The organism is Streptomyces sp. NPDC088812 (assembly GCF_044750285.1).
Classification (GTDB): Bacteria; Actinomycetota; Actinomycetes; order Streptomycetales; family Streptomycetaceae; genus Streptomyces.
On sequence record NZ_JBIVJP010000015.1, the window covers coordinates 73,955 to 97,451 of the forward strand.

Annotated in this window: 19 protein-coding genes, 1 tRNA gene, 1 pseudogene and 1 riboswitch; of the genes and pseudogenes, 6 read left to right on the plus strand and 15 right to left on the minus strand. The window is 71.8% G+C overall.

What is annotated here, in order from left to right:
- Window positions 1–76: 76 nt before the first annotated feature.
- Window positions 77–697 (plus strand): annotated as a pseudogene (locus ACIP67_RS25375) (IS3 family transposase); the annotation flags it as partial.
- Between the two features lie 337 nt (window positions 698–1,034).
- Here the strand turns inward: ACIP67_RS25375 and ACIP67_RS25380 are convergent.
- Window positions 1,035–1,120 (minus strand) — tRNA-Leu (locus ACIP67_RS25380).
- A 405-nt stretch (window positions 1,121–1,525) separates the two neighbouring features.
- On the opposite strand from ACIP67_RS25380, the gene ACIP67_RS25385 reads away from it, so the two are divergent.
- Window positions 1,526–2,296, plus strand: a complete 771-nt coding sequence (locus ACIP67_RS25385; protein WP_401694891.1) for an ABC transporter ATP-binding protein — start codon at window positions 1,526–1,528, stop codon at window positions 2,294–2,296.
- 66 nt (window positions 2,297–2,362) lie between these two features.
- Window positions 2,363–4,891 carry an ABC transporter permease gene (locus tag ACIP67_RS25390; RefSeq protein ID WP_401694893.1) on the plus strand — a complete coding sequence of 843 codons (2,529 nt, stop codon included), beginning with the start codon at window positions 2,363–2,365 and terminating at the stop codon, window positions 4,889–4,891.
- A gap of 64 nt (window positions 4,892–4,955) precedes the next feature.
- Here the strand turns inward: ACIP67_RS25390 and ACIP67_RS25395 are convergent, their stop codons facing one another.
- The 12 genes from ACIP67_RS25395 to ACIP67_RS25450 form a co-directional block, all read right to left on the minus strand.
- Window positions 4,956–6,245 (minus strand): class I SAM-dependent methyltransferase, encoded by a 1,290-nt coding sequence (locus ACIP67_RS25395; RefSeq protein ID WP_401694895.1) that lies wholly within the window; start codon window positions 6,243–6,245, stop codon window positions 4,956–4,958.
- Window positions 6,246–6,423: 178 nt separating this feature from the next.
- Window positions 6,424–7,815 (minus strand): NAD(P)/FAD-dependent oxidoreductase, encoded by a 1,392-nt coding sequence (locus ACIP67_RS25400; protein WP_401694897.1) that lies wholly within the window; start codon window positions 7,813–7,815, stop codon window positions 6,424–6,426.
- A gap of 465 nt (window positions 7,816–8,280) precedes the next feature.
- On the minus strand, window positions 8,281–9,222 hold the full coding sequence (locus tag ACIP67_RS25405; protein WP_401694899.1) for an exopolyphosphatase: 942 nt from the start codon (window positions 9,220–9,222) through the stop codon (window positions 8,281–8,283).
- Entirely contained in the window at window positions 9,219–9,851 is a 633-nt protein-coding gene (locus tag ACIP67_RS25410; RefSeq protein ID WP_401694901.1) for a DUF501 domain-containing protein, read from the minus strand. Before ACIP67_RS25410 ends, ACIP67_RS25405 begins: the two co-directional genes overlap by 4 nt.
- A gap of 302 nt (window positions 9,852–10,153) precedes the next feature.
- Window positions 10,154–10,630 carry a septum formation initiator family protein gene (locus ACIP67_RS25415; RefSeq protein WP_401694903.1) on the minus strand — a complete coding sequence of 159 codons (477 nt, stop codon included), beginning with the start codon at window positions 10,628–10,630 and terminating at the stop codon, window positions 10,154–10,156.
- A gap of 103 nt (window positions 10,631–10,733) precedes the next feature.
- Complete coding sequence (gene eno / locus ACIP67_RS25420; protein ID WP_401694905.1) at window positions 10,734–12,026, minus strand: phosphopyruvate hydratase; 1,293 nt, start codon at window positions 12,024–12,026, stop codon at window positions 10,734–10,736.
- A gap of 350 nt (window positions 12,027–12,376) precedes the next feature.
- Window positions 12,377–13,138 carry a transglycosylase family protein gene (locus tag ACIP67_RS25425; protein WP_401694907.1) on the minus strand — a complete coding sequence of 254 codons (762 nt, stop codon included), beginning with the start codon at window positions 13,136–13,138 and terminating at the stop codon, window positions 12,377–12,379.
- Between the two features lie 4 nt (window positions 13,139–13,142).
- Window positions 13,143–13,309, minus strand: a riboswitch (cyclic di-AMP (ydaO/yuaA leader).
- A gap of 204 nt (window positions 13,310–13,513) precedes the next feature.
- A complete protein-coding gene (locus ACIP67_RS25430) occupies window positions 13,514–14,632 on the minus strand; it encodes a transglycosylase family protein (RefSeq protein WP_401694909.1) in 1,119 nt (372 codons plus the stop codon).
- A gap of 249 nt (window positions 14,633–14,881) precedes the next feature.
- Window positions 14,882–16,258, minus strand: coding sequence for a cytochrome P450 (locus tag ACIP67_RS25435; protein WP_401694911.1), 1,377 nt, complete (start codon window positions 16,256–16,258; stop codon window positions 14,882–14,884).
- A complete protein-coding gene (locus ACIP67_RS25440; protein ID WP_401694913.1) occupies window positions 16,255–17,781 on the minus strand; it encodes a sel1 repeat family protein in 1,527 nt (508 codons plus the stop codon). The genes ACIP67_RS25435 and ACIP67_RS25440 overlap by 4 nt, the downstream gene beginning before the upstream one ends.
- Window positions 17,782–17,830: 49 nt before the next feature.
- Window positions 17,831–18,826, minus strand: coding sequence for a nucleoside triphosphate pyrophosphohydrolase (locus ACIP67_RS25445; protein WP_401694915.1), 996 nt, complete (start codon window positions 18,824–18,826; stop codon window positions 17,831–17,833).
- A gap of 195 nt (window positions 18,827–19,021) precedes the next feature.
- Complete coding sequence (locus ACIP67_RS25450; RefSeq protein WP_401694917.1) at window positions 19,022–19,672, minus strand: SurA N-terminal domain-containing protein; 651 nt, start codon at window positions 19,670–19,672, stop codon at window positions 19,022–19,024.
- A gap of 238 nt (window positions 19,673–19,910) precedes the next feature.
- Here ACIP67_RS25450 and ACIP67_RS25455 point away from each other — a divergent pair, with 238 nt between their 5' ends.
- Complete coding sequence (locus ACIP67_RS25455; RefSeq protein WP_401694919.1) at window positions 19,911–20,306, plus strand: hypothetical protein; 396 nt, start codon at window positions 19,911–19,913, stop codon at window positions 20,304–20,306.
- Between the two features lie 261 nt (window positions 20,307–20,567).
- On the opposite strand, the gene ACIP67_RS25460 is transcribed toward ACIP67_RS25455, so the two are convergent.
- Window positions 20,568–21,287, minus strand: a complete 720-nt coding sequence (locus tag ACIP67_RS25460; protein ID WP_401694921.1) for an HNH endonuclease family protein — start codon at window positions 21,285–21,287, stop codon at window positions 20,568–20,570.
- Between the two features lie 201 nt (window positions 21,288–21,488).
- Here ACIP67_RS25460 and ACIP67_RS25465 point away from each other — a divergent pair, with 201 nt between their 5' ends.
- Window positions 21,489–21,680, plus strand: coding sequence for an antitoxin (locus tag ACIP67_RS25465; RefSeq protein WP_389522190.1), 192 nt, complete (start codon window positions 21,489–21,491; stop codon window positions 21,678–21,680).
- A gap of 127 nt (window positions 21,681–21,807) precedes the next feature.
- On the opposite strand, the gene ACIP67_RS25470 is transcribed toward ACIP67_RS25465, so the two are convergent.
- Entirely contained in the window at window positions 21,808–22,782 is a 975-nt protein-coding gene (locus ACIP67_RS25470; RefSeq protein WP_401694924.1) for a hypothetical protein, read from the minus strand.
- Window positions 22,783–22,889: 107 nt separating this feature from the next.
- On the opposite strand from ACIP67_RS25470, the gene ACIP67_RS25475 reads away from it, so the two are divergent.
- A complete protein-coding gene (locus ACIP67_RS25475) occupies window positions 22,890–23,453 on the plus strand; it encodes a TetR/AcrR family transcriptional regulator (protein ID WP_401694926.1) in 564 nt (187 codons plus the stop codon).
- Window positions 23,454–23,497: the final 44 nt, after the last annotated feature.

Genomic DNA, 23,497 nt, shown 5'->3' on the forward strand with positions numbered 1-23,497 from the left:
AAAGTCCACAGGGCGCGCGATGTGTCGGTCAGGCTGTCGCGGATCGTCCGGCAGTCCCGGCAGGATGGCTCCTCATGTCAACCACATTGTCGGCCGTCATCTGCGCCGGAAGAAGCGGACCACGATCGCGGACAAGACGGCCCCGCCCGCACCGGACCTGGTGATGCGTGACTTCACGGCCACGGCGCTGAACACCACGTGGTGCGGCGACATCACCTATATCGCTGTCGGCTCGACGTGGATGTTCCTGGCGACGGTAATCGACATCTGCTCGCGTCGCGTGATCGGCTGGTCCATCGCCGACCACATGCGCACCCAGCTCGTCACCGACGCACTCGAGATGGCAGTCGCCGCCCGCGGCGGCCGGGTCGACGGAGTCGTCTTTCACACGGACAGGGGCACCCAGTACGTCAGCCGGGCCTTCGCCGAGGTCTGCCGCCGGCACGGCATCCGCCACAGCACGGGACGTATCGGATCGAGCTACGACAACGCCCTGGCCGAGTCGTTCTTCCAAAGCATGAAACGCGAGTTGCTCCACGGGCGACGCCTCACCTCGAAGGCTCAGACACGCCTGGAGCTGTTCCGCTGGCTCGCCTACTACAACCGGCGCCGCCGCCACTCCGCCCTCGGCTACCTCACACCAGACGAGTTCGAACGACAACTGATCTCGTCACATACGCTGTCACTTGTCGCATGAAGCCCGGTGTCCACTCCCGAGGTTGAGCCTCACCTCGCCCTTGACCCACCCGGGTGGCCACTGCTGGCCGTTGTCGTTGACGGCCTGGCAGAAGACTTCCGCGGACTCTTTGCCTTCCTCGGTCGGATCGAAGCGCTCGACCTGCTGGTCGGCAGTTCTGCCGCCGCCGACGCCACTTCACCTGGTAGCTCGTGACCGTGCCGTCTTTGTTCTTTCTGGGGGTTACGTACGCCATGCCGGGAAACGTATTGGCACCGTGCTCCCACGGTGCTCCCACGACACTAATGAGCGACGGACCAAACCGGCCCTTTCACCAGCTCAGCGCTGGTGCAGCGGTTGGTGCCCGGAACCGGACTCGAACCGGTACGCCCGCGAGGGGCAGCGAGGTTTAAGCTCGCCGTGTCTGCATTCCACCATCCGGGCAGGCCATGGGCCCCGCATCGAAGTCCCGAGCCTATCGGGACGCGTCCCTCCAACAGCGGAGGAGCGGACCGATGTTGTCTTATTTTATTGACGTCTGAGGGTGCATCAGCCCAGGGAACGGGCCGTCCGCACGTGCCAGCAGGCTCGCGTGCGACGTGCGGCCGCGCATGCGGAATGACGGAATTTCACCGCCCGAACGAGGGTGCTCCACCGGTTCTCGACGTTTTCACCACCGGACGGCGTCTCAGGGACGGGTCTCATCCCCTGGTATGACACGGGCGCTCCGCGGTCCGACCCCAGTCTGTCCTCGGAACCGGAACAACGGCTGACTACACGGCGGCGGACCGCCGGGACGATGGTTCACGTCCCCCAGTGCAACGACGTCCCCCCGACAGGAGTCACCCCGTGCCCACCACCTCCCTCGCCGACCGGACCACCGCCGTGGCCGCACGTGCCACGGACCTGTCCAAGATCTACGGACAGGGCGAGACCCAGGTGGTCGCCCTCGACCGGGTCTCCGTCGACTTCCGGCAGGCCGAGTTCACCGCGATCATGGGCCCGTCCGGCTCCGGCAAGTCGACGCTGATGCACTGCGTCGCCGGTCTGGACACCTTCTCCTCCGGCTCCGTGCGGATCGGCGACACCGAGCTGGGCTCCCTGAAGGACAAGCAGCTCACCAAGTTGCGCCGCGACAAGATCGGCTTCATCTTCCAGGCGTTCAACCTGCTGCCCACGCTGACCGCCCTGGAGAACATCACCCTCCCGATGGACATCGCCGGCCGCAAGGCGGACAAGGAGTGGCTGGACACCGTGATCGGGATGGTCGGGCTGGCCGGCCGGCTCGGCCACCGGCCCTCGCAGCTCTCCGGCGGCCAGCAGCAGCGCGTCGCCGTCGCCCGCGCGCTGGCGTCCCGGCCGGACATCATCTTCGGCGACGAGCCGACCGGCAACCTCGACTCCCGCTCGGGCGCCGAGGTGCTGGGCTTCCTGCGCAACTCCGTACGGGAACTGGGACAGACGGTGGTGATGGTGACCCACGACCCGGTGGCCGCCGCCTACGCGGACCGGGTGGTGTTCCTCGCGGACGGCCGGATCGTCGACGAGCTGAACGGGCCGACCGCGGAGGCGGTGCTGGACCGCATGAAGCAGTTCGACGCCAAGGGCCGCACCAGCTGATCCCCCGCCAGGAACACCGGATCCGCACACCGGACTGAGAAGACCGGACCGAGAAGAAAAGAACCCATGTTCCGCACTGCCTTGCGCAACGTCCTCGCGCACAAGGCCCGGCTCCTGATGACCGTGCTCGCCGTGATGCTCGGCGTGGCCTTCGTGTCGGGGACCCTGGTCTTCACCAACACCCTCTCCAACGCCCTCCAGAACAGCTCCGCCAAGGGCTTCGACCAGGTCGACGTCGCCGTGACCGCGAAGACCCCCAAGGACACCGGCGACCGGATCGGCCGGGCGCCCGAGCTGACCGAGGACCTGCGCGGGCGGAGCGCCGAGGTGCCGGGCGCCGCGTCCGCCGTGGGCGTCGTCACCGGCTTCACCGCCCTCGCCGACAAGGACGGCAAGCTCGTCGGCGGCGGCTTCCAGTCCCAGGGCGGCAACTACTGGGGGACCGAGGACCCCCGGTACCCGCTGCAGGAGGGCAGCGCCCCGCACGGCGCGAACGAGGTCGCCATCGACTCCGAGACCGCCCGGCGGGCCGGCTACGAGGTCGGCGACACCGTGCGCCTGTCGGTGGACGGTCCCGTACTGACCCCGAAGATCACCGGCATCTTCACCACCGACGACGGCAACGTCACCGCCGGCGGCAGCCTCGCCCTGTTCGACACCGCCACCGCCCAGCAGCTGTTCGGCAAGACCGGCACGTACGACGAGATCGACGTGAAGGCCGCCGCCGGCACCTCGCAGGCCGCCCTGAAGGCCGCGCTGGACAAGGCCCTGGCCGAGGACCTCGTCGAGACCACCACCGGCAGGCGGCTCGCCGACGACCAGGCGGAGACGATCGCCTCCTCGATGAGCGGGCTGAAGCAGGTCCTGCTGGTCTTCGCCGGCATCGCGCTGTTCGTCGGCACCTTCATCATCGCCAACACCTTCACCATGCTGGTCGCCCAGCGCACCAAGGAGCTGGCGCTGCTGCGGGCGGTCGGCGCCTCCCGCCGGCAGGTCACCCGGTCGGTGCTGATCGAGGCGTTCGCGGTCGGCGCGGTCGCCGGAGTGGCCGGTCTGGTCGCGGGCATCGGCATCGGCGCCGGGCTGCGCTCCCTGGTGGGCACCCTGGGAGCGACGATCCCGGACGGGCCGCTCGTGGTCTCGCCCGGCACGGTCGCGGCCGCCCTCCTCGTCGGCGTCGTCATCACCATGCTGGCGGCCTGGCTGCCGGGCCGCCGGGCCGCGAAGATCCCGCCGGTCGCCGCGATGAGCAGCCTGCACGCCACGGCGTCCACCAAGTCGATGGTCCTGCGCAACACCCTCGGCGCCCTGTTCTCGGCCGCCGGTGTCGCGGTCGTCCTGGTCGCCACGACGATGGACGGCTCCGACGGCCAGGCCCCCATGGGGCTCGGCGCGGTCCTGCTCATCATCGGCGTGTTCGTGCTGACCCCGCTGCTGTCCCGCCCGCTGATCGCGGCCGCCGCGCCCGCCCTGCGCGTCTTCGGGGTGTCCGGCAAGCTCGCCCGGCAGAACTCGGTGCGCAACCCGCGCCGTACGGCGGCCACGGCCTCCGCGCTGATGATCGGCCTGACCCTGATCACCGGCATGACGGTGATGGCGGGCAGCCTCCAGACGTCCATCGACAAGATGGCCTCGGCGGCGATCGAGGCCGACTACGTGGTGTCGATGGCCAACGGCAACGCCCTCTCCCCCGACGTCGAGAAGAAGCTGAGCTCCACCGCCGGGGTGACCGCCTCCAGCCCGCTGCGCAACGCACCCGCGCGCATCGACGGCAAGACCGAGTACGTCACCGGCGTCACCGGCTCCGCCATCGGCGAGCTGACCGACCTCACGGTCGACGACGGTTCCTTCGAGGTCGGCGGCGCGCGGGTCGTCGTGGACGGCGACACCGCCGCGTCGCACGGCTGGAAGGCCGGCTCCGCGTTCACGGTGACGTACGAGGACGGGCAGAAACAGCGGCTGACCGTCGCCGGGGTCTACCAGGGCAACCAGATGATCCGGGGCATCATGCTCGACAACACGGCCCTCGCCCCGCACCAGGACGACCCGGCCGACATGCAGGTCATGGTCAAGACGTCCGGCGGTGTGTCGGACGCGACGCAGGACGAGCTGGAGAAGGCCCTCGGCTCCAACCCGGCCATCAGGGTCCAGAGCAAGCAGGACCTCTCCGACCAGATCGCGCAGATGTTCACGCTGATGCTGAACATGCTCTACGGCCTGCTCGCGATGGCGGTGATCGTCGCGGTGCTCGGGGTCATCAACACCCTGGCGATGTCGGTGTTCGAGCGCTCCCAGGAGATCGGCATGCTGCGGGCCATCGGCCTGGACCGCAGGGCGGTCAAGCGGATGGTGCGCCTGGAGTCGCTGGTCATCTCCCTCTTCGGCGGGGTGCTCGGCATCGGGCTCGGCGTGTTCTTCGGCTGGGCGGCCGGCGAACTGCTCGGCACGAGGATGGCGACGTACGAACTCGTCGTGCCGTGGGGGCGGATGGCGCTGTTCCTGGTGCTGGCCGCCGGGGTGGGCGTGCTCGCGGCGCTGTGGCCGGCGCGGCGGGCGGCCCGGCTGAACATGCTGGCGGCGATCAAGTCCGAGTGATCCGGACCCTGTCGGGGCCCCGGTACGCGGTGGCGTGCCGGGGCCCTTCGTCGTCGGGGCCGGTTCAGTTCCAGGTACGGGCGCGCAGCGGCAGTCCGGAGGTGCCGGCGTCCGGGGTGCGGACGGCCAGGACCTGGTTGACGCCGATGCGGTTGCGTTCGAAGGCGAGGGCGGAGGCCGCCATGTACAGGCGCCAGACCCGGGCGCGGCCGGGCGAGGTGAGCCGCACCGCCCGCGACCAGTCGGCCTCCAGACGGCCGACCCACCGGCGCAGGGTGAGGGCGTAGTGCTCGCGGATCGACTCCACGTCGCGGACCTCGAAGCCCGCGCGCTCCAGCTGGGTGACCGTGGTGCCCACGGGGGCGAGTTCGCCGTCCGGGAAGACGTACGCGTCGATGAACTCGTCCACGTGGTAGTCGGACTCGTCGCGCTGGGGGCGGCGGGCGATCTGGTGGTTGAGCAGCCGGCCGCCCGGCCGGAGCAGGGCGTACAGGGCGTTCGCGTACTCCAGGTAGCGTTCTGCGCCGACGTGCTCGGCCATGCCGATGGACGAGATCGCGTCGTACGGCCCGTCGGTGACGTCGCGGTAGTCCTGGACGCGGATCTCGACCCGGTCGGTGAGGCCGGCGTCCGCGACCCGCTTGCGGGCGAACGTCGCCTGCTCCTGGGAGAGCGTGATGCCGACGACGCTCACGCCGTGCTCGCGGGCCGCGTGAACGGCCATCGAGCCCCAGCCGCAGCCGACGTCCAGCAGGCGCTGCCCCGGGGCCAGGGCGAGCTTGCGGCAGACCAGTTCGAGCTTGTCGCGCTGGGCGGCCTCGAGGGTGCTGTCGGGGGACTCCCAGTAGGCGCAGGAGTACACCATGGACGGGCCCAGGACGAGCTCGTAGAAGTCGTTGCCGACGTCGTAGTGGTGGCTGATGGCGCGTCTGTCGGTGCGGCGGGTGTGCAGATGGCGGGCGCGGCGGACCTCCTCGCGGGGCGGGGCGGGAGGCAGCGGCGGGCCGGCGAGCTTCAGCAGGCCGCGGACCGCGGAGCGGAAGCGGGGGTCGCGCAGCGCCTCGGTGAGGGTACGGGCGTCGTCGCCGCGTTCCCAGATGAGGCCGGAGAGACGGCCGAGGGCGGTGTAGAGGTCGCCCTCGATGTCCAGGTCGCCGGCCACCCAGGCGCGGGCCAGGCCCAGTTCGCCGGGTTTGAACAGGAGGCGGCGCAGGGCCCGCCGGTTGCGTACGACCAGGGTCGGCGCGTCGGGCGGGCCCGCCTGCGAACCGTCCCAGGTGCGGACGCGGACCGGGAAGGGGGCGCCCAGCAACTGTTCGACGAGGGCATGGAGCCGCGGCGCGGCGTCAGCCATGGTGCACACCTCCGTGGGAGTGATCCCGGAAAGTCCTGACACCACGTAAACACCTGAGGAGGCCCGTCGCAGTCCCCCACGCGTGTCATGACTGGGCAAACCATCCGGGGGAACGCCGAAGGGGCCGCCCGCACCACGGATGGCGGGCGGCCCCTTCGGGGCGTTCGGTGAGCGGAGGTCAGGAGGCCTTCGCCTTCTCCTCCGTCTTGCCGGAGACCGGCTTGGCGGCGACCGGGGCCGGCTTGGCGGCCTCGTAGAACTCCTCGCGCGGGGACTCCAGGGCTCCCAGGGCGACGACCTCACGCTTGAGGAACATGCCGAGCGTCCAGTCGGCGAAGACGCGGATCTTGCGGTTCCACGTCGGCATCGCCAGACCGTGGTAGCCGCGGTGCATGTACCACGCCAGCCGGCCCTTGAGCTTGATCTTCATCTTGCCCATGACGATCATCGCGACGCCCTTGTGGAGGCCGAGGCCGGCCACCGCGCCCTTGTTGGCGTGCGCGTACTCCTTCTGCGGGAAGCCCCGCATGCCGGAGATCACGTTGTCGCCGAGGACCTTGGCCTGACGCAGCGCGTGCTGCGCGTTCGGCGGGCACCAGGCGTTCTCCACCCCGGCCTTGCGGGCGGCGACGTCGGGGACCTGCGCGTTGTCGCCGGCGGCCCAGATGTAGTCCGTGCCCTGGACCTGGAGGGTCGGGGCGCAGTCGATGTGGCCGCGCGGGCCGAGGGGCAGGCCGTAGCGGGCGAGGGCCGGGTTCGGCTTGACGCCCGCCGTCCAGACGATCGTGTTCGAGTCGACCTCGAGCCCGTTCTTCAGCACGACGTGGCCGTCGACGCAGGAGTCCATGGAGGTGGAGAGGTAGATCTCCACGCCGCGGCTCTCCAGGTGCTGCTTGCCGTACTGGCCCAGCTTGGGGCCGACCTCGGGGAGGATCTTGTCGGCGGCGTCGACGAGGATGAAGCGCATGTCCTCGCGGGACACGTTCTTGTAGTACTTGGCCGCGTCGCGGGCCAGGTCCTCGACCTCGCCGATGGTCTCCGCGCCCGCGAAGCCGCCACCGATGAAGACGAAGGTGAGCGCCTTGCGGCGGATCTCCTCGTCGGTGGTGGAGTCGGCCTTGTCGAGCTGCTCGAGGACGTGGTTGCGCAGACCGATGGCCTCCTCGATGCCCTTCATGCCGATGCCCTGCTCGGCGAGGCCGGGGATCGGGAAGGTGCGGGAGACCGCGCCGAGCGCGACGACCAGGTAGTCGAAGGGCAGCTCGTACGCCTCGCCGACCAGCGGGGCGATCGTGGCGACCTTGCGGTCCTGGTCGATGGTGGTGACCCGGCCGGTGAGGACCTCCGCCTTGGGCAGCACGCGTCGCAGCGGGACGACGACGTGGCGCGGGGAGATGTTGCCGGCGGCGGTTTCGGGGAGGAAGGGCTGGTAGGTCATGTACGACCGGGGGTCGACGACCGTGACGGTCGCCTCGCCGTAGCGCATCTTCTTCTGGATGCGCCGAGCTGCGTACAGGCCTACGTACCCACCGCCTACTACGAGGATCCTGGGACGCTCCGTGGTGCTCATGCCATCGAGTATCCACCCGCCTCAGGGGGGTCGCTCGTGCGCCCCTTCACAAGCAACAACATAGGGTGTGCTATCCTCCGCGATCCGCGTGACCCAGGTCATGGCGCGAAAGGGGAACCCGCGTGTAGGGCGGGGCGTTGTCAATGCCGCGTGAGCTGCCTCTCCGGGCCGCGAGGACCCTCGTGAGGCCTTCGAAACACCTCCGCCCCCGGCTCCGCGAAACGTCCGCGCGCGCCTCTTTTGAACACGTTCACACGGGTGTCGGGGCCCCAGAAGGGTCAACCGGGGCGCGCGCGTCCTCCGACGGGGCCGAATTCCTTGTGAAGAACTTCACGAAGTTTTCCGACGGGGTGTCGCCGAAGGGCCCCGGACGACCCTTCCGGCATGCTCATACGCTGTCCGTACTGCTCAGGAGAGTGCCGGGAAGGGCCGTCGCGGGGGTCGGCGAAGAGGCCGGGCGGGGGGTCAGGCCACCGACCACGCGATGCCGTCGAGGATGTCGTGCTCGCTCACGACGACCTCCTCGGCGCCCGTCCGCTCCATGATCGAGAGCAGCACGAGGGCGCCCGCGGCGATCACGTCCACCCGGCCCGGGTGCATCGAGGGCACCGCGGCGCGCTCGGCGTGGGTGGAGCGCAGCAGCCACTCGGCGATCTCGCGGACCCGCTCCCGGGAGACGCGGGAGTGGTGGATGGCCGCGGAGTCGTACTCCGGCAGTTCCTGCGCGATCGCCGAGACCGTGGTGACCGAGCCCGCGAGGCCGACCAGCGTGTGCGCCTCGCGCAGCGGCACGGTCCGCTCCGCGACGTCCAGGGCGTGCTCGATGTCGGCGCGCATCGCCGCGATCTGCTCCGCCGTGGGCGGGTCGCTCACCGCGCCCTCGTGCACCAGGTGGCGCTCGGTCATCCGGACGCAGCCGACGTCGACCGAGCGGGCCGCGCGGACGTGGTCGTCGCCGACGACGAACTCCGTGGAGCCGCCCCCGATGTCCACGACCAGGTAGGGGCGGGTGAGGTCGTCCCGGCCCGACAGCTCCTTGGTGGCGCCGGTGAAGGAGAACTCCGCCTCCTGGTCGCCGGAGATGACCTCCGGTTCCACGCCCAGGATGTCCAGCACCCCGCGGACGAAGTCGTCCCGGTTCTCGGCGTCCCGGGAGGCGGAGGTGGCGACGAAGCGCAGCCGCTCGGCGCCGTACCGCTTGATGACGGCCGCGTACTCCCGGCAGGCCGCGAAGGTCCGCTCCAGCGCCTCGGGCGCGAGCCGCCCGGTGCGGTCGACGCCCTGGCCCAGGCGGACGATCGTCATCCGGCGGTCCAGCTCGACCAGTTCACCGGTCGACGGGTCCGCGTCGGCGACGAGGAGGCGGATGGAGTTCGTACCGCAGTCGACGGCGGCGACCCGGGTCACTTCTCGTCCTCCTCGGACTCGACGGACTCGACGGGCTCGACGGGCTCGACGGGCTTGAAGGCGAACCAGCCGGAGTCGTCGGCCTCCACCTGCCACCCGTCCCCGGAGGGCGGCCCCGACGGCACCACGCACGGCCCCTTGCGCCACCACTCCGGCAGCATCTCCAGCGCCTCGTCGCCCAGGGGGTTGACCCCGGGGCCGGCCGCCAGGGAGTGGGCGACCAGGACGTGCAGGCACTTGACCCGGTCCGGCATGCCGCCCGCGCTGGGGAAGCCCTTCAGCTCCTCGATCTCGTCCCGGCGCCGGATGTAGTCCTCGTGGGCGGCGCGGTAGGCGGCGGCCAGCTCCGGGCCGGTCTCCAGGCGGGCCGTCATCTCCTTCATGACGCCGTCGGCCTCCAGGGTGCCGATGGCGGAGGAGGCCTTGGGGCACGTCAGGTAGTACAGCGTCGGGAAGGGGGTGCCGTCGGGGAGGCGGGGGGCCGTCTCCACGACGTCCGGCTGGCCGCAGGGGCAGCGGTGCGCGATCGCGCGCAGGCCGCGGGGCGGGCGCCCGAGCTGCTGCTGGAAGGCCTCGACGTCCGCGTCGGTGGGCTCGGTGCGCGGAGTGGGCGGCGGGGGCGTTTTCATGCCTGTCTTTCTATCGGCTCTGGGATTCGGCTCTGGGATCTCACGGGTCGGGCTCCGCGGTCTCCCGGTCTCACGGGTCGAGCTCCGCCGGTCTCACGGGTCGAGCCCGGCGCGGTCCGGTGGGTCGAGTCCCGCGGTCTCGTGGGTCGGGTCCCGCGGTCTCGTGGGTCGGGTCCCGCGGTCTCGTGGCTCGCGGCTCGCGGCTCGCGGCTCGCGCTCCGCAGGGTCTCACGGGGCCTCACGGTTCACGGGTCTCACAAGGCTCACGGACCTCACCGGTCTCACAAGGGCTCACGGGGTCGTCACCGGTGGGAGGCGTCGGACCGGTCGACGCCGTCCCAGACGTTCGTGTACCAGGGGCGGTCGGCGGCCCCCAGGTCGGCGCGGGTCTGCCGGGCGGCGGCCGGGTCGATGACGATGAAGCCGGTCTCCCCCGGCATGACGTAGTGCAGCCGCTCCCGGATCTGCTGCTCGGCGTACGCGTCGTCCTGCCAGCGTGCCTTGAGGTCGCGCAGTTCTTCCACCCGTTGCCTGGCCTGTTCCTTCTCGCGCTCCAGATCGGCGATGTCGGCGCGCTGCGAGACGTACTGCCGCATGGGGTAGGCCAGGGCGACGATCATCGAGCACAGCACGAGCGCGAGCAGCGCCGCCCGGCCGGTGAGGCGCGAGCGGCGGGCCTGCCGTTTGGTCTGGGAACGGTAGACGCGGGCCGCCGTCTGCTCACCGAGCTGCCGGATCCTGGTCGCGGTCGAGAAACGGTCCCGGTCCTTCACGGCCACCTGTTGCCGCCTCCCGTCTCACACGTACGTACGTCCCCGGACACGGTACGGGACCGAGTACGGGGACGTACGTACGACTGGCTGAGCCTCACCCGGGGGCGGGTCAGCCCTTGGAGACCTCGCGGAAGCGCGGGAAGGCGCTGCGGCCGGCGTACACCGCGGCGTCGTCGAGGATCTCCTCGATGCGCAGCAGCTGGTTGTACTTGGCGACGCGCTCGGAGCGGGCCGGGGCGCCGGTCTTGATCTGGCCGCAGTTGGTGGCGACGGCCAGGTCGGCGATGGTGACGTCCTCGGTCTCGCCGGAGCGGTGGGACATCATGCACTTGAAGCCGTTGCGCTGGGCCAGCTCGACGGCGTCGAGGGTCTCGGTGAGCGAACCGATCTGGTTCACCTTCACGAGCAGCGCGTTGGCGGCACCCTCCTCGATACCGCGGGCGAGGCGCTCGGGGTTGGTGACGAACAGGTCGTCGCCGACGAGCTGGACCTTGTCACCGAGCTTGGCGGTGATGGTCTTCCAGCCCTCCCAGTCGTCCTCGAACAGCGGGTCCTCGATGGAGACGAGCGGGTACGCCTCGACGAGCTCGGCGTAGTACTCGGTCATCTCGGCGGCCGTGCGCTCCTTGCCCTCGAAGGTGTAGGAGCCGTCCTTGTAGAACTCGGACGCGGCGACGTCGAGCGCCAGGGCGATCTGCTCGCCGGGGGTGTAGCCGGCCTCCTTGATCGCCTCGAGGATGAGGTCGAGGGCCTCGCGGTTGGAGCCGAGGTTCGGGGCGAAGCCGCCCTCGTCGCCGAGGCCGGTGGACAGGCCCTTGCTCTTCAGGACCTTCTTCAGGGTGTGGTAGACCTCGGTGCCCCAGCGCAGGGCCTCGGAGAAGGACTCCGCGCCGATGGGGGCGATCATGAACTCCTGGATGTCCACGTTGGAGTCGGCGTGCGAGCCGCCGTTCAGGATGTTCATCATCGGCACCGGCAGCAGGTGCGCGTTCGGGCCGCCCAGGTAGCGGAAGAGGGGCAGGTCGCTGGCCTCGGAGGCGGCGTGGGCGACGGCGAGGGAGACGCCGAGGATGGCGTTGGCGCCGAGGGAGCCCTTGTTGTCGGTGGCGTCCAGGTCGAACATCGCCTGGTCGATCAGGCGCTGCTCGGTGGCGTCGTAGCCGACCAGTTCCGGGCCGATCTGCTCGATGACGGCGAGGACGGCCTTCTCGACGCCCTTGCCCTGGTAGCGGTTCGGGTCGCCGTCGCGGAGCTCGATGGCCTCGAAGGCGCCGGTGGAGGCGCCGGACGGGACGGCGGCACGACCCGTGCTGCCGTCGTCGAGGCCGACCTCGACCTCGACCGTGGGGTTGCCTCGGGAGTCCAGGATTTCCCGGGCTACGACGACGTCGATGGACGGCACGAGCATCTCCTTAGTGGGATGTGACGCTGGTTGTGCGGGGCACGTGGGCCGCGGGCGGCCCTTGTTGATCCCTTGATGTGGCCTTGCGACTAGAGCCTAACCGTCCCGGGGCCGCCGACAGCCGACCGACCGCCCCGTGGACAGGCTGACGGTACACATTGTTCCCGCCCGGAACAAAGAGGGTGACCAACAGGCGGATGGCGGGCGGGCAAAGAAATGCCCCGCCCCGGCGCGTACGGGGGAACGCGCGCCGGGGCGGGGCGCTCGCGGGGACGGGGGGGACCCTCACGAGGTCTTCAGTGTGCGGACCACGCCTGTGCGGGAGCTGTGGCCGCCCTGGGAGCCAGGTGTCACTTCAGGTGTAGCTGCTGGCCCGGGTAGATGAGGTCGGCGTCGTCGACGATGTCCTTGTTGAGCTGGAACAGCTTCTCCCAGCCGCCCGCGACGTCCTGCTCCTGGGCGATGGAGCTGAGGGTGTCGCCGGTGACCACCTTGTACTCGCCGTCGCCCTTCTCGACCTTCTGACCGGTCGGGGTGGTGACCGTCTCCTGGCTCTGGGCGGCCGGGCGCTCGGCGGAGCGGGAGGCGCTCTGCTGCTCGGTCGAACGGCTGGTGGTGCCGGAGTCCGAGGAGCCGGAGCCGCTGGAGGTGGAACCGGCGGAGGAGCCCGCGGAAGAGCCGCCGGAAGAACCGCTGGAGGAGCCGGCCGAGGAGTCGGACGAGGAGGAGCCGGTGTAGGCGGCGCCGGACAGGCCCTTGCCGCAGACCGGCCAGGCGCCCTTGCCCTGGCTCGCGAGGACCTTCTCGGCGACCTGGATCTGCTGGGACTTGGTGGCCTTGTCGGCGGTGGCGGCGTACTGCGTGCCGCCGTTCGCGGCCCAGGTGGAGGCGGAGAACTGGAGGCCGCCGTAGTAGCCGTTGCCGGTATTGATGGACCAGTTGCCGCCGGACTCGCACTGGGCGACCGCGTCCCACTCGGAGGCGGTGGCGGCGGAGGCGTTGCCGGCCGCCATCAGCGGGACGGCGACGGCGGCGCCGGTGACACCCGCGACGGCGATGGCGCGGGTGGCCTTGGACGGACGACGGTGCTTGCCCTTGCCGGAAAACAGCATGGATCGATCCCCTCACCGACGCCTGCGAGGTGAGCTGTCGGGTTCGGGCCGGTTGAGTTGCCCGGCCACTCCTCTCCGGGAGGCGTGGCTTCACCCCTAGCCGCGTCCGTCAACCACCCGGTGCGGCACTTACCTTGGGTCCCCCGCTCCTGCCTGCGGCGCTTGACGCGACGACTGTTCCCGGGTGGCCGCTGGCAGGATTCGGCGTTGCGACGGCCGGGGCTCGGATTGCCGAGCGGTCATGACCGTAGGCAGGCGATCGGGGGAATTTCAAAGACGATCAGGGCTTCTGAGACTCATCCCACACTTTCGCCGAACCGGACATTCGACGCGAAGCGTGACGCGAACTCCCCCCGTTTTCACGGCTTTTACGCCCTATTCGGCCCCTGTCGCAAGCGTCTGACCGGGCACGATGTTGCTCGGGTCGGCGCCGATGACGTCCTTGTTCTCGGCATAGAGCGCACGCCATCCGCCTTCGAGGCCAAGGGAGTCGGCGATGGTGACGAGGGAGTCGCCCGCCTGGACGGTGTAGGTCGCCGCCGTTCCGCTGAGGGTGTCGGCGGCGTGCCGGCCGGAGGAGGCGGTGGTGGTGCCGTCGGCCGCGCTCTCGTCGGCGGTACCGCCGCGGTGGCGGCCCGAGCCGTCGGACGCGGTGCCGTCGGACGTGGTGCCGCTGGACACCGCGTCGGCCGAACCGGTGTCGACCAAGCTCCAAGCGCCCACGTCCTGGGTCGGGTTGCCCGAGGCGTCCGCCTCCGGGGCCGCGCTGGACGAGCCGCCGCCCGCCGCGGAGCCGCTCGCACCGGACCCGGTGGACGTGTCGGACGTGGCGGACGTGTCCGACGCGGAGGAGGAAGAGGAAGAAGGGGACGATGCGGACGCTTCCGGGGAATCCGTGGCGGATCCGGTGGCCGCGTCGGTGGCGCCCTCGCCGGAATCCGCCGAGGAGCCGGAGGAGTCGGAGGAGTCGGAGGAGTCGGAGGAGTCGGAGGACTTGGAGGAGGAGCCGGAGGAATCCGACGAGTCGGACGACCCCTTGGACAGGTCGGACAAGCCGGACGTCACGGAGGAGTCGGACGAATCCTCGGCCACGCCGGTGTCCAGGTCCGCCGAGCCGGAGTCCGCGCTCAGACCGGACGTCAGCCCGCACGTGCCCCACGCGCCGACACCCTGGTCCGCGAGGACCTTCTGGGCGACGGATATCTGCTGGTTGCGGCTGGCCAGGTCCGGGCGCGGGGCGTAGTCGAGCCCGCCGTACGCCTCCCAGTTCTCCTGGGTCAGGGACAGGCCGCCGTACTCACCGCCGCCCTCGTCGGCGCTCCAGGAGCCCCCGGTCTCGCACTCCGCCACCGTGTCCCACACCGTGTTGTCCGCGGCGCTCGCGCCGGTGGCGCCGAGCAGCGGGATGGCGATGGCCGAGCCGGTCACACCGGCCGCGACGAGGAGGGCCGGGGCCTGGCGGGGGCGACGATGACGACCGTTCCCGGTGAGCATGCGGGGGGCCTTTCTCGAGACAGCATTGACCCGCGCGACGGGTGGTGCCGAGGCGCCGCGCTGACGAGTGAACGTATCGGCACACGATCACTTGTCACAAGTTAATGCCGCGCGGATCACGTGAAGATCACAGAGTCGAGAAGCCGACACTTCCGCTTCGCGACTCCCTCACATGACGGTCGGTCAGCGGACGGCTGCGGGGTGTGGGTGGTGGTCAGGGGGCGTGCGTCACTCGCCGAGGCGCGTGCGTCACTCGCCGGGGTGCGTACGTCGCTCACCGGGGTGCGTACGTCGCTCACCGGGGTGCGTGCGTCGCTCACCGGGGTGCGGGGGCGTGAACTCCACGGGGAGGGTGCGCAGTCCGCGCATGATGAGACCGCCGCGCCACCTCAGGTCGGCCGGGTCCGCCGCGAGGCGCAGGTCGGGCAGCCGGGTGAGGAGGGTGGCGAGCGCGGTCCGGCCCTCCAGCCGGGCGAGCGGGGCGCCCAGGCAGTAGTGGATGCCGTGGCCGTAGCCGAGGTGCTGGTTGTCGCGGCGGGAGAGGTCCAGCGTGTCGGGGTCGGTGAAGCGCTCCGGGTCGCGGTCGGCGGCCGCGAGGACGACGAGGACGGGGTCGCCGGGTGCGATGTCCTGGCCGCCGATGGTGAGCGGGTGGGTGGCGAAGCGCCAGGTGGCGAGCTCCACGGGGCCGTCGAAGCGCAGGAGTTCCTCGATGCCGGTCTCCAGCAGGCCGGGGTCGCCGGCGGCCAGGGAGTTCTGGAGCCGTCGGCGCTGGCCGGGGTGGGTGAGCAGCGCGTAGGTGCCGTTGCCGATGAGGTTGACGGTGGTCTCGAAACCGGCGAACAGCAGGATGAAGGCCATGGCGGCGGCCTCGTTCTCGGTGAGGTGCTCACCGTGGTCGGAGGCGCGGATGAGGCCGGAGATGAGGTCCTCGCCGGGGGTCGGTTCGGCGGGGAGGGCCTCGCGCTTGCGGTGGATGAGCTCGGACAGGTAGCCGCGCATCTTCTTCACCGACCGTGCGACACCGCCGCGCGGTCCGCCGCCGTGCCGGATCATCATCCCGGCCCAGTCGCGGAAGTCGTCCTGGTCCTCCCTGGGGACGCCCAGCAGGTCGCAGATGGCGTAGATGGGGAGGGGGAAGGCGAAGTCGTGGATGAGGTCGGCGGTCCCCCGGGCGGCGAACCGGTCGATGAGCCGGTCGGTCAGCTCCTGGACGCGGGGCGCGAACTCGGCGACGCGGCGGGGGGTGAACGCCTTGCTGACCAGGCGCCGCAGCCGGGTGTGGTCCGGCGGGTCGATGTTCAGCAGATGCGTCATCAGCTCGGCCTTGCGCTCGCCGGGGATGCCGGTCCTGCCCTTGGCGTGCTCGGGCTCGTCGTGGTGTGCGGGGTTCTTCGACAGCCGCTGGTCGGCGAGGGCCTGCTTGGCGTCCGCGTACCGGGTGACCAGCCAGGCCTCCACTCCGCTGGGGAGCGTGGTGCGGTGCACGGGGGCGTGCTCGCGCAGCCAGGCGTAGGCGGGGTAGGGGTCGGTGGCGAACTCCCAGGTGAAGAGCTCGGGGGCCGGTGGGGTGTCGGGGTCGCTGCGGGGTGGGGTGTCGGTGTCGCGGCGGGGCTGGTCGGTCACTCCTCGACGGTAGCCCGGTCCCCGTCGAGGGCTGCGCGGAGGGCGGTGAGCTGCGCGGCGGCGGACGTCGAACCGGCTTCGGCGGAGCGGGCGAGCCAGTGTTCGGCCCGGGCGAGGAGGAGCGGGCCGAGGTCGTGCACGGCACGCTCGTGACCGGCCCCGGCCGCCTTCATGAGGTAGTGGACGGCTTCGTCGTCCTCGCCCCGTCCCAGGAGGTACTCGGCGAAGGGCTGGGCCAGCCTCGGGACGAGCTCCGCGAGTCTCCGGTACCAGAACCGGGCGTCGGTGTCGTCCCCGGCCAGGGCCGCGAGGTCGGCGAGGGACCACACCGCGTACTCGTCGTCCGCCTCCGCCCACTCGCGCAGCGCGGCCCGGCCCGCCCGGACCACCGCGTCGAAGTCGTCCGGGCCGTGCTCCTGGGCCGTCTCGGCGGCGAACGACCACAGGTCGGGTCCCGGGGGCGGCAGCTCGGAGGAGCGCAGGGCGTCCGCGACCAGGGGGCCGCTCGCCCGCCAGGTCCCGGCCTGCTCCCCCCGGACCAGCAGGCCGACGACGCCGAGCCGGGGCCTGGCCGCCCAGTCCAGGTCGGACGCGGGGAAGGACCGTGCCGTCCGTCGCTCGAACTCCGCCAGGGGCACGGCCGCCGTGAGCCCGCAGCGGGCCAGGTCGACGGCGAGGCGCACCAGCAGGTGTCCGCCCGGCTGTGCCCCCGGCCGTCCGGCCCGCCGCCACTCCTCCCACAGCTCCGGGCCCACCGCGAGGAACCGGGTGACGCCGAGGGCGCCCCGGTACCGCCGTGCGTCCGCCAGGCGCGGGTCGGCGGCCCCGGCCAGGCGCGTCAGTTCGGCCGCGCTCCACCGGCACGACAGCCCGGCCGTGGGCGCCCCGCTCAGCACACGGGCGGTCGGCCCGTCCCCGAAGCGGTGGGCGTCGTACGCGTCGTCGCGCATCGTCGCCAGGACGAGGACGCTCTCGTGCACGCACTCCGCCAGCAGGCCCGCCGTCAGTCCCTCGGCGCCGAGGTGGCCTTCGAGGTCGTCCAGCCAGAGGACGTGGTGGCAGGAGCGGTCGCGGCCGCGCAGGGCGGCGGGCAGTCCGCGCAGGTCCGCGCCCGGCTGGGCGATGTGGACGCGCGCCCCGGCGCCGCCGGCGCGGCGCAGTGCCGCCCAGGCGGTCCTCGACTTGCCCGAGAGCGCCTCCCCGGTGACCACGGCCAGTCCGCCGGTGCGCAGCCGGTCCCTGACGATCCGGTCGAGCGCGTCGTCCACGTCACGGCGCACGTACGGCGGCAGCGGCGGCTCCTCGCCGAAGCGACGGGCCGGGCGTATGCCGAGGGTGAGACGGCGGACGGCACGCAGCCGGGGCCAGGTGTCGGCGGGGGCGACGGGGGCGGGCGACGGGGGCGCGTAGGTGTACTGGGTCCCGATCACGGGGGCGTGGAAGGTGGCGTGGCGGAAGTCGACGTGGTCACCCGCGGGACCGGCCGCCCGTCCGGCGGCCCCCTCCTCCTGCTCCGGCTCCATACGGACCCCCCGTGCCGCCCCACAACGGAATCAAGACCCCGCCACCGTACTAATCCTCCACGCCCTCGACCGCACGGATCGCGTCCCGGTAGGTTCGCGCCGCCGCTCTGAGCGCCGCCTCCGGATCCACTCCCTGCGCCTCGGCACGCGCCGCCAGGGCGAGCAGTTCGTAGCCGATCCCCCCGGCGGGCGGCACCGGCACGTCCAGGGCCGCCGACCGCACCCGGGATGCCAGCTTGGCCGCCAGGGCGAGGGCCGGCTGGTGGAGGGGGACGCCGTCGGTGACCGAGTCCCGGCGCTTCTCCACCGCCTTGGTGCGCAGCCAGTGCTCCTTGACCTCCTCGGGGGTGGTCGCAGTGGCGTCACCGAAGACGTGCGGGTGGCGGTGGACGAGTTTGGTGACGATCGTGCCCGCCACGTCGTCGACGGAGAAAGGGGACTCCTCGTCCTCCTCGGCGATGCGGGCGTGGAAGACGACCTGGAGGAGGACGTCGCCCAGTTCCTCGCGGAGTTCGTCGCGGTCGCCGTCCTCGATGGCCTCGACGAGTTCGTACGCCTCCTCGATGCCGTACTTCGCCAGTCCCTTGTGGGTCTGCTGGGAGGACCAGGGGCATTCGGCACGGATGCGGTCCATGACCTGGACGAGGTCGAGGAGGCGGGCGCCGGGGAGGTCGTAGGAGGCGGGGAGCAGCTCCAGCTCCGGCATCGCGACGCGTCCGGAGCCCGCCAGCCGGGCCAGGCCGTCCGTCAGGGCCGGTTCGCCCTCGCCGGCCGCCACGACGACGACCGTGCGGCCGCCGGTGGAGGCGGTGACCAGGTCCTCGGCGGTCGGGGAGACCTCCTCGATCCGTATGCCCGCCTCATGCAGGTACGGCAGCTGGGGATGTGCGGTGTCCGCGCACAGCACGCGGTCGGCCGTGCGCAGCGCCTGCCAGGCGGGCCAGGAGAGCAGGCCGGGGGCGACGCGGTGGCTGGTGGTCAGCAGGACGACCCGGCCGGGGGCGTCGTCCTGCACGGCCTCTGCGGAGCTGCTGGTTGGGTTCACACCCCGAACGTAACCCACGCCGCCGACAGGGCGGCCGGTTGTCCACAGGGGGCCGGGCGGTTGTCCACAGGGAGGGGGTGGGGCTGGAGGGGCTGGAGGGAGGTGGGGCTGGAAAGGGCTGAGCGCGGGCAGGTGCGCGGTAGCCGGGCCGGGCGACCGAAGCGCCGCGGGTGCGGGCCGGTCGCCCCTCCCGGGTCACGTCGTCTGCTGGTTCCCGGCCGCGGTGACCTCCCGCACCCACGGCGTCTTCGCGTCGACGCGGCTGACCTTGCGCGCGTCCCAGTCGCCGTAGCGCGGGTTGAGGTCGACGCCGAGGTCCTGGGACGCCTTGGACAGGGCGCTCCAGAAGGCGGGCTGGCTGGTGTCGGTGCCGAGCGCCGCGGCGAGTTTCTGGGCCTCGAGCTGGAGGCGGAGGTTGTCGTCGAGGCGCTGCGGCGGGATGCCGTACTGCTGGAGCCAGGTCATCTCCAGGCCCTGCGCGCCGCCCGCCTGCTGTTCGAGGCCGGCTCGCATCGCCTGGACCTCCTTGCGGCTGACGGTGACACCGGCGTCCTCGGCGGCGCGGTGCAGGACCCGGTCGAGGACCATGCCGTGCAGGGTGTCGCGGGTGAGGCTGCCGGTCTGGGCGACGGCCTGCGCGTACTGCGCGTCGTCGGTGACCGCGGCGCGCTGGGCCGCGCGCACCTCGTCGACCCGGTTCTCCAGTTGGGAGACGGTGATCCGCTGGCCTCCGACCACGGCCGCCGCGCCGGGGTGCGCGTCGTTGCCGCAGGCGGTGAGGAGGGGGCCGACCGCGACGATCGCGGCGGACAGCAGGAGCGCGGTGCGACGACGGCGGCTGTGCAAGGAAGCCTCCCGAGGAGATTGTGCGACGGTGCACAAAGTCTTGCGGTGATCGATGGTAGGCAGTGGCGCGGCTGTGGCCAACCCATTCGACCAACGATTCACCGCCGCTTACGGCACCGCCGCGCCCGTCCCCGCTCCGCGCGCCCCCGCGCAGGGGTGGCCGGCGGGCTGCGGCGGACGCCGGCTGCCGTGCGGTGGCGTGCCCTACGCTTGCCCTCTGGCAACTTGGGGGGCGGACATGACGATGGGGGCGGCGATGGGTCCGGAGAAGAGGCTGGAGGGCGGCTGGTTCCAGCGGCTCGCCTGGGTGGTCCTGGCGTGGGGCTCGCTGGGCATCCTGGTGTGGGTGCCGTTCCTGTACGTGGCGATCCGGCGCGGCCGGACCTCGGACTGGTTCGCCTTCGCCTCGTTCGCGCTCTACGAGTGCGTGACCCTGCCGTGGCTGGCGACGGACGACAGCACGGACGGGGGCGAGTACGTGGGCCTCGCCATGATCGTGACGATGCTGAACGCGGCGTGGATGCTGCTGTTCGCCGTGTTCGACAAGAAGCTGGCGGGGCCGGCGATGGCGTACGCGGCGGCACCGGCACCGCAGGGGCATCCGTACCAGCAGGGCTACCCCTACGGGCGCTAGACGGGGCGGCGCTCAGGGCGGGGGGCGCGTCCACACGTCGGGCTCCGCGTACACCGCGTAGTCGCCCTCAAGTTCACAGCCGCACCGGCACGAGCGCGCCCGGGACCTCGACGTCGCCCCGGCCGTCGAAGGGCAGTCGCGTCCGGCGGCACCGCTCCTTTGGCGAGGCGGCGGTGAAGCCCTTGGCGCGGGCGTTGGCACGTGCTCGGCCCGTTCAGCCGGTCCCGTCCGGTCCTGTCCGGTCCTGTCCGTTGGACCGGCTCAGTCCGCGTGAAAGCGTTCCGGTGCCTTCGTCGGGTTGCCTCCCGTGGGGAGTTTCTGGTCGGGGCACCCGGAGAGGACCTTCTCCATCGCGGCCTTCTCCGCCGCGGTGACCCACAGTTCGTACTTCTTCTTCACGGCGACCTGCGCCGCGACGTACGTGCACCGGTACGCCTTGTTGGGCGGCAGCCACGTCGCCGTGTCGCCGTCCCCCTTGGAACGGTTGGTGCTCGCGTCGACGGCGAGGAGGTTGAGGGGGTCGTTGGCGAGGGCGATGCGTTTGCTCGCGTCCCAGGACCGGGCGCCCTTCTGCCAGGCGTCGGAGAGGGCGACGACGTGGTCGATGTCGACCTGGCTGCTGCCGCGCCGGTAGGTCACCTCCTGGCCGGAGTACGGGTCCGACTCCAGGACGCCGTAGGACACCTTGCAGGTGCCTCCGGTGAAGCGCACCTCCTCCAGGTCGCGTTTGAGTATGTCGTCGCGGGTGCCGCAGTCGTTGGAGTCCGTGTCCGCCCAGGGGCTGCCGAACTCGTCGCGGTCGTAGCCCGTCTTCGGACCCCGTCCCTTCACCGTCAGCGACTCGGCGGCGGCCAGGGCCGCTCCCCCGCGCGCGGTCGGTCCCGGCCCGGCGGTTCCGGTACCCGTGGTCGCGTCGGTGCAGCCGGCCACCGAACACACCGTCACGACGGCGATCGCCGCCCCACCCCTCAGACGCCTCACCCGCGCCCCTCCCCTTGCCCGACCGTCGGCACCCCGTACCGGGCGGCTTCCCCGGCCGGGATCGCGTACACCGTAGGCGAGGGGGCGCGCGAGGACGGACGGGAGGGCGCCCGGGAGGTACAGACCATCCGGGCTCCAGTAGGCATATGGCCTAAACCGCGCATATCGTCGGTAGTGGGTCAACTCTGGAAGGAACTCCGCATGGGCATCTTCGACAGGTTCAAGAACCAAGGGCGGAACAAGGCCAAGGACATGTCCGACGCCGCGGAGCGGCAGGCCAACGAGAAGACGGGCAACAAGTACGAGTCCCAGATCGACTCGGCACAGCAGCAGGCGCACCGACGGCTCGGCATGGACGAGGACCGGCCCGACCGACCCGAACAGCAGCCCTAGGCTCGCCGGACCGGTGGGCCGAGGTCGGCGGGCCGGCCCGGCGCGCCGGCCTTTTCCTTCGCCCCTCGCCCCCCTCGGCGCCGCTGCCCCACCGGGCCCTCGCCCTCAGGACAGCCCCCGGCGTCGGTCACAGCGTGCCGGTCACGCCTTGCCCTATCCCCAGCGTCGACTCCGAGGGGAGCAGTCCCGAGGCGAGGACCGCGACCCAGTAGTCACCGAGGAGCACGGCGAGCCGCTCGGTGTCCTGCGCTCCGAGGGCCTGCCACGGCGTGAGGGCGAGCCGGTCGGTGTCCTGCTCGACGCGTCGGCGCAGGTCCCGGCCCGCCTCGGTGGCGACTCCGTCGGCGTCGACCAGTCCCCGCGCCCGCAGGCGCTCCCGGGCCGCCGTCCATTCCTCCGCCGTCCAGCCGCGGCCGGCGAACCGCTCCACGGACACGGCGCCTGTCGCGGCGAACGACACCAGCGCCTCGACGGGGTCGAGTTCCGCGGTCAGCAGAGCGGCCAGATGGCCGTCGCCACGGTGTTCGCGCAGGATCGTCGCCGCCTGCCACAGCTGGAGGTGGGGCTCGGCGGGCCACACCAGCGCGGCGTTGGCGGCGGCGAGGGGGCGTCCCGCCAGGTCGGCCGCTTCGGCGGCACGCCGGGCCAGGGCGGAGGCCTCCGTCAGCCCGGGGTCGGCGAGGCGCTCGCCGAAGAGGCCGCGGTAGGTCCGGTCGATCCCGCGCAGCCGCGCCGCCAGGACCGCTTCCGGAGAGGCGGTCCGCCAGGCGTCGTCGGTGTAGCGGGCGACCATGCCCGGCTGGAAGCTGTAGAAGGCGGAGGCCACCGCCCTGCTGCCGACCGGCCCCATCGGCGCGGCGCGCAGCGGGAAGTAGCTCGCCCACCGGTTCTCGGCGGAGTAGCCGAGCGCCTCGGCCTCCCCGAGGACTTCCGGCGCGAAGTACAGCACCGCATGCAGAGGCTCCAGCAGGTGCCAGAGGCGGCGCACCTGATCCGCTCGAACCGCCGGCGCCCGAACCACCGGCTCCCCGGTCACCTCGCGACCCGCCTCCGGCTCCCCCGCCGCCCGGGAATCCACCCGGCTCATCATGCTTTCGGACATGACAACTCCCCGTCGTCCCGCTCGACTTCCGCCACAACTTGACACTGCCAAGATTGCCGGGCCGCCGCGAACTTGTCAATGCCTAGATGCGGCGTACGCTGCTGTCCATGAACGACCGCCCGTATCACCACGGCGACCTGCGCCGTGCCGTCCTCACCGCCGCGCTCGACGTGATCGCCGCCGACGGCCCCTCCGGTCTGAGCCTGCGCGACCTCGCCCGGCGTGCAGGCGTCTCGCACGCGGCGCCGGCCCACCACTTCAAGGACCGCACCGGACTGCTGACGGCGATCGCCGCCGAGGGGTTCGGTCTGCTGGCGGCCACCGTCAACGAGGCCACCGACCTGAAGGACGCGGGCGTGCGCTACGTCCGCTTCGCCCGCGAGCACCCCGCGCACTTCCAGGTGATGTTCGCCCCCGGCCTCCTGCGCACCGACGACCTGGAGCTCACCACGGCGCGCGCCCTGGCCACCGACGCCCTGCGCACGGCCGTGGCCGGGGTCCGCCCCGAGGAACAGGGCGACGACGCCCGCCTCGCCGGTGTCGCCGCCTGGTCACTGGCCCACGGCTTCGCGACCCTGCTCCAGAGCAGCAACCTCGACGGGGCGATCGGCGGCCGGGACCCCGAGGAGGTCTTCCGAACGCTGTCGGGCCTGCTGTTCCGGCAGGGCTAGGACCTGTCGTTCGGTCGCCGGTTCCCCCACGCCCGGCTGCGCCG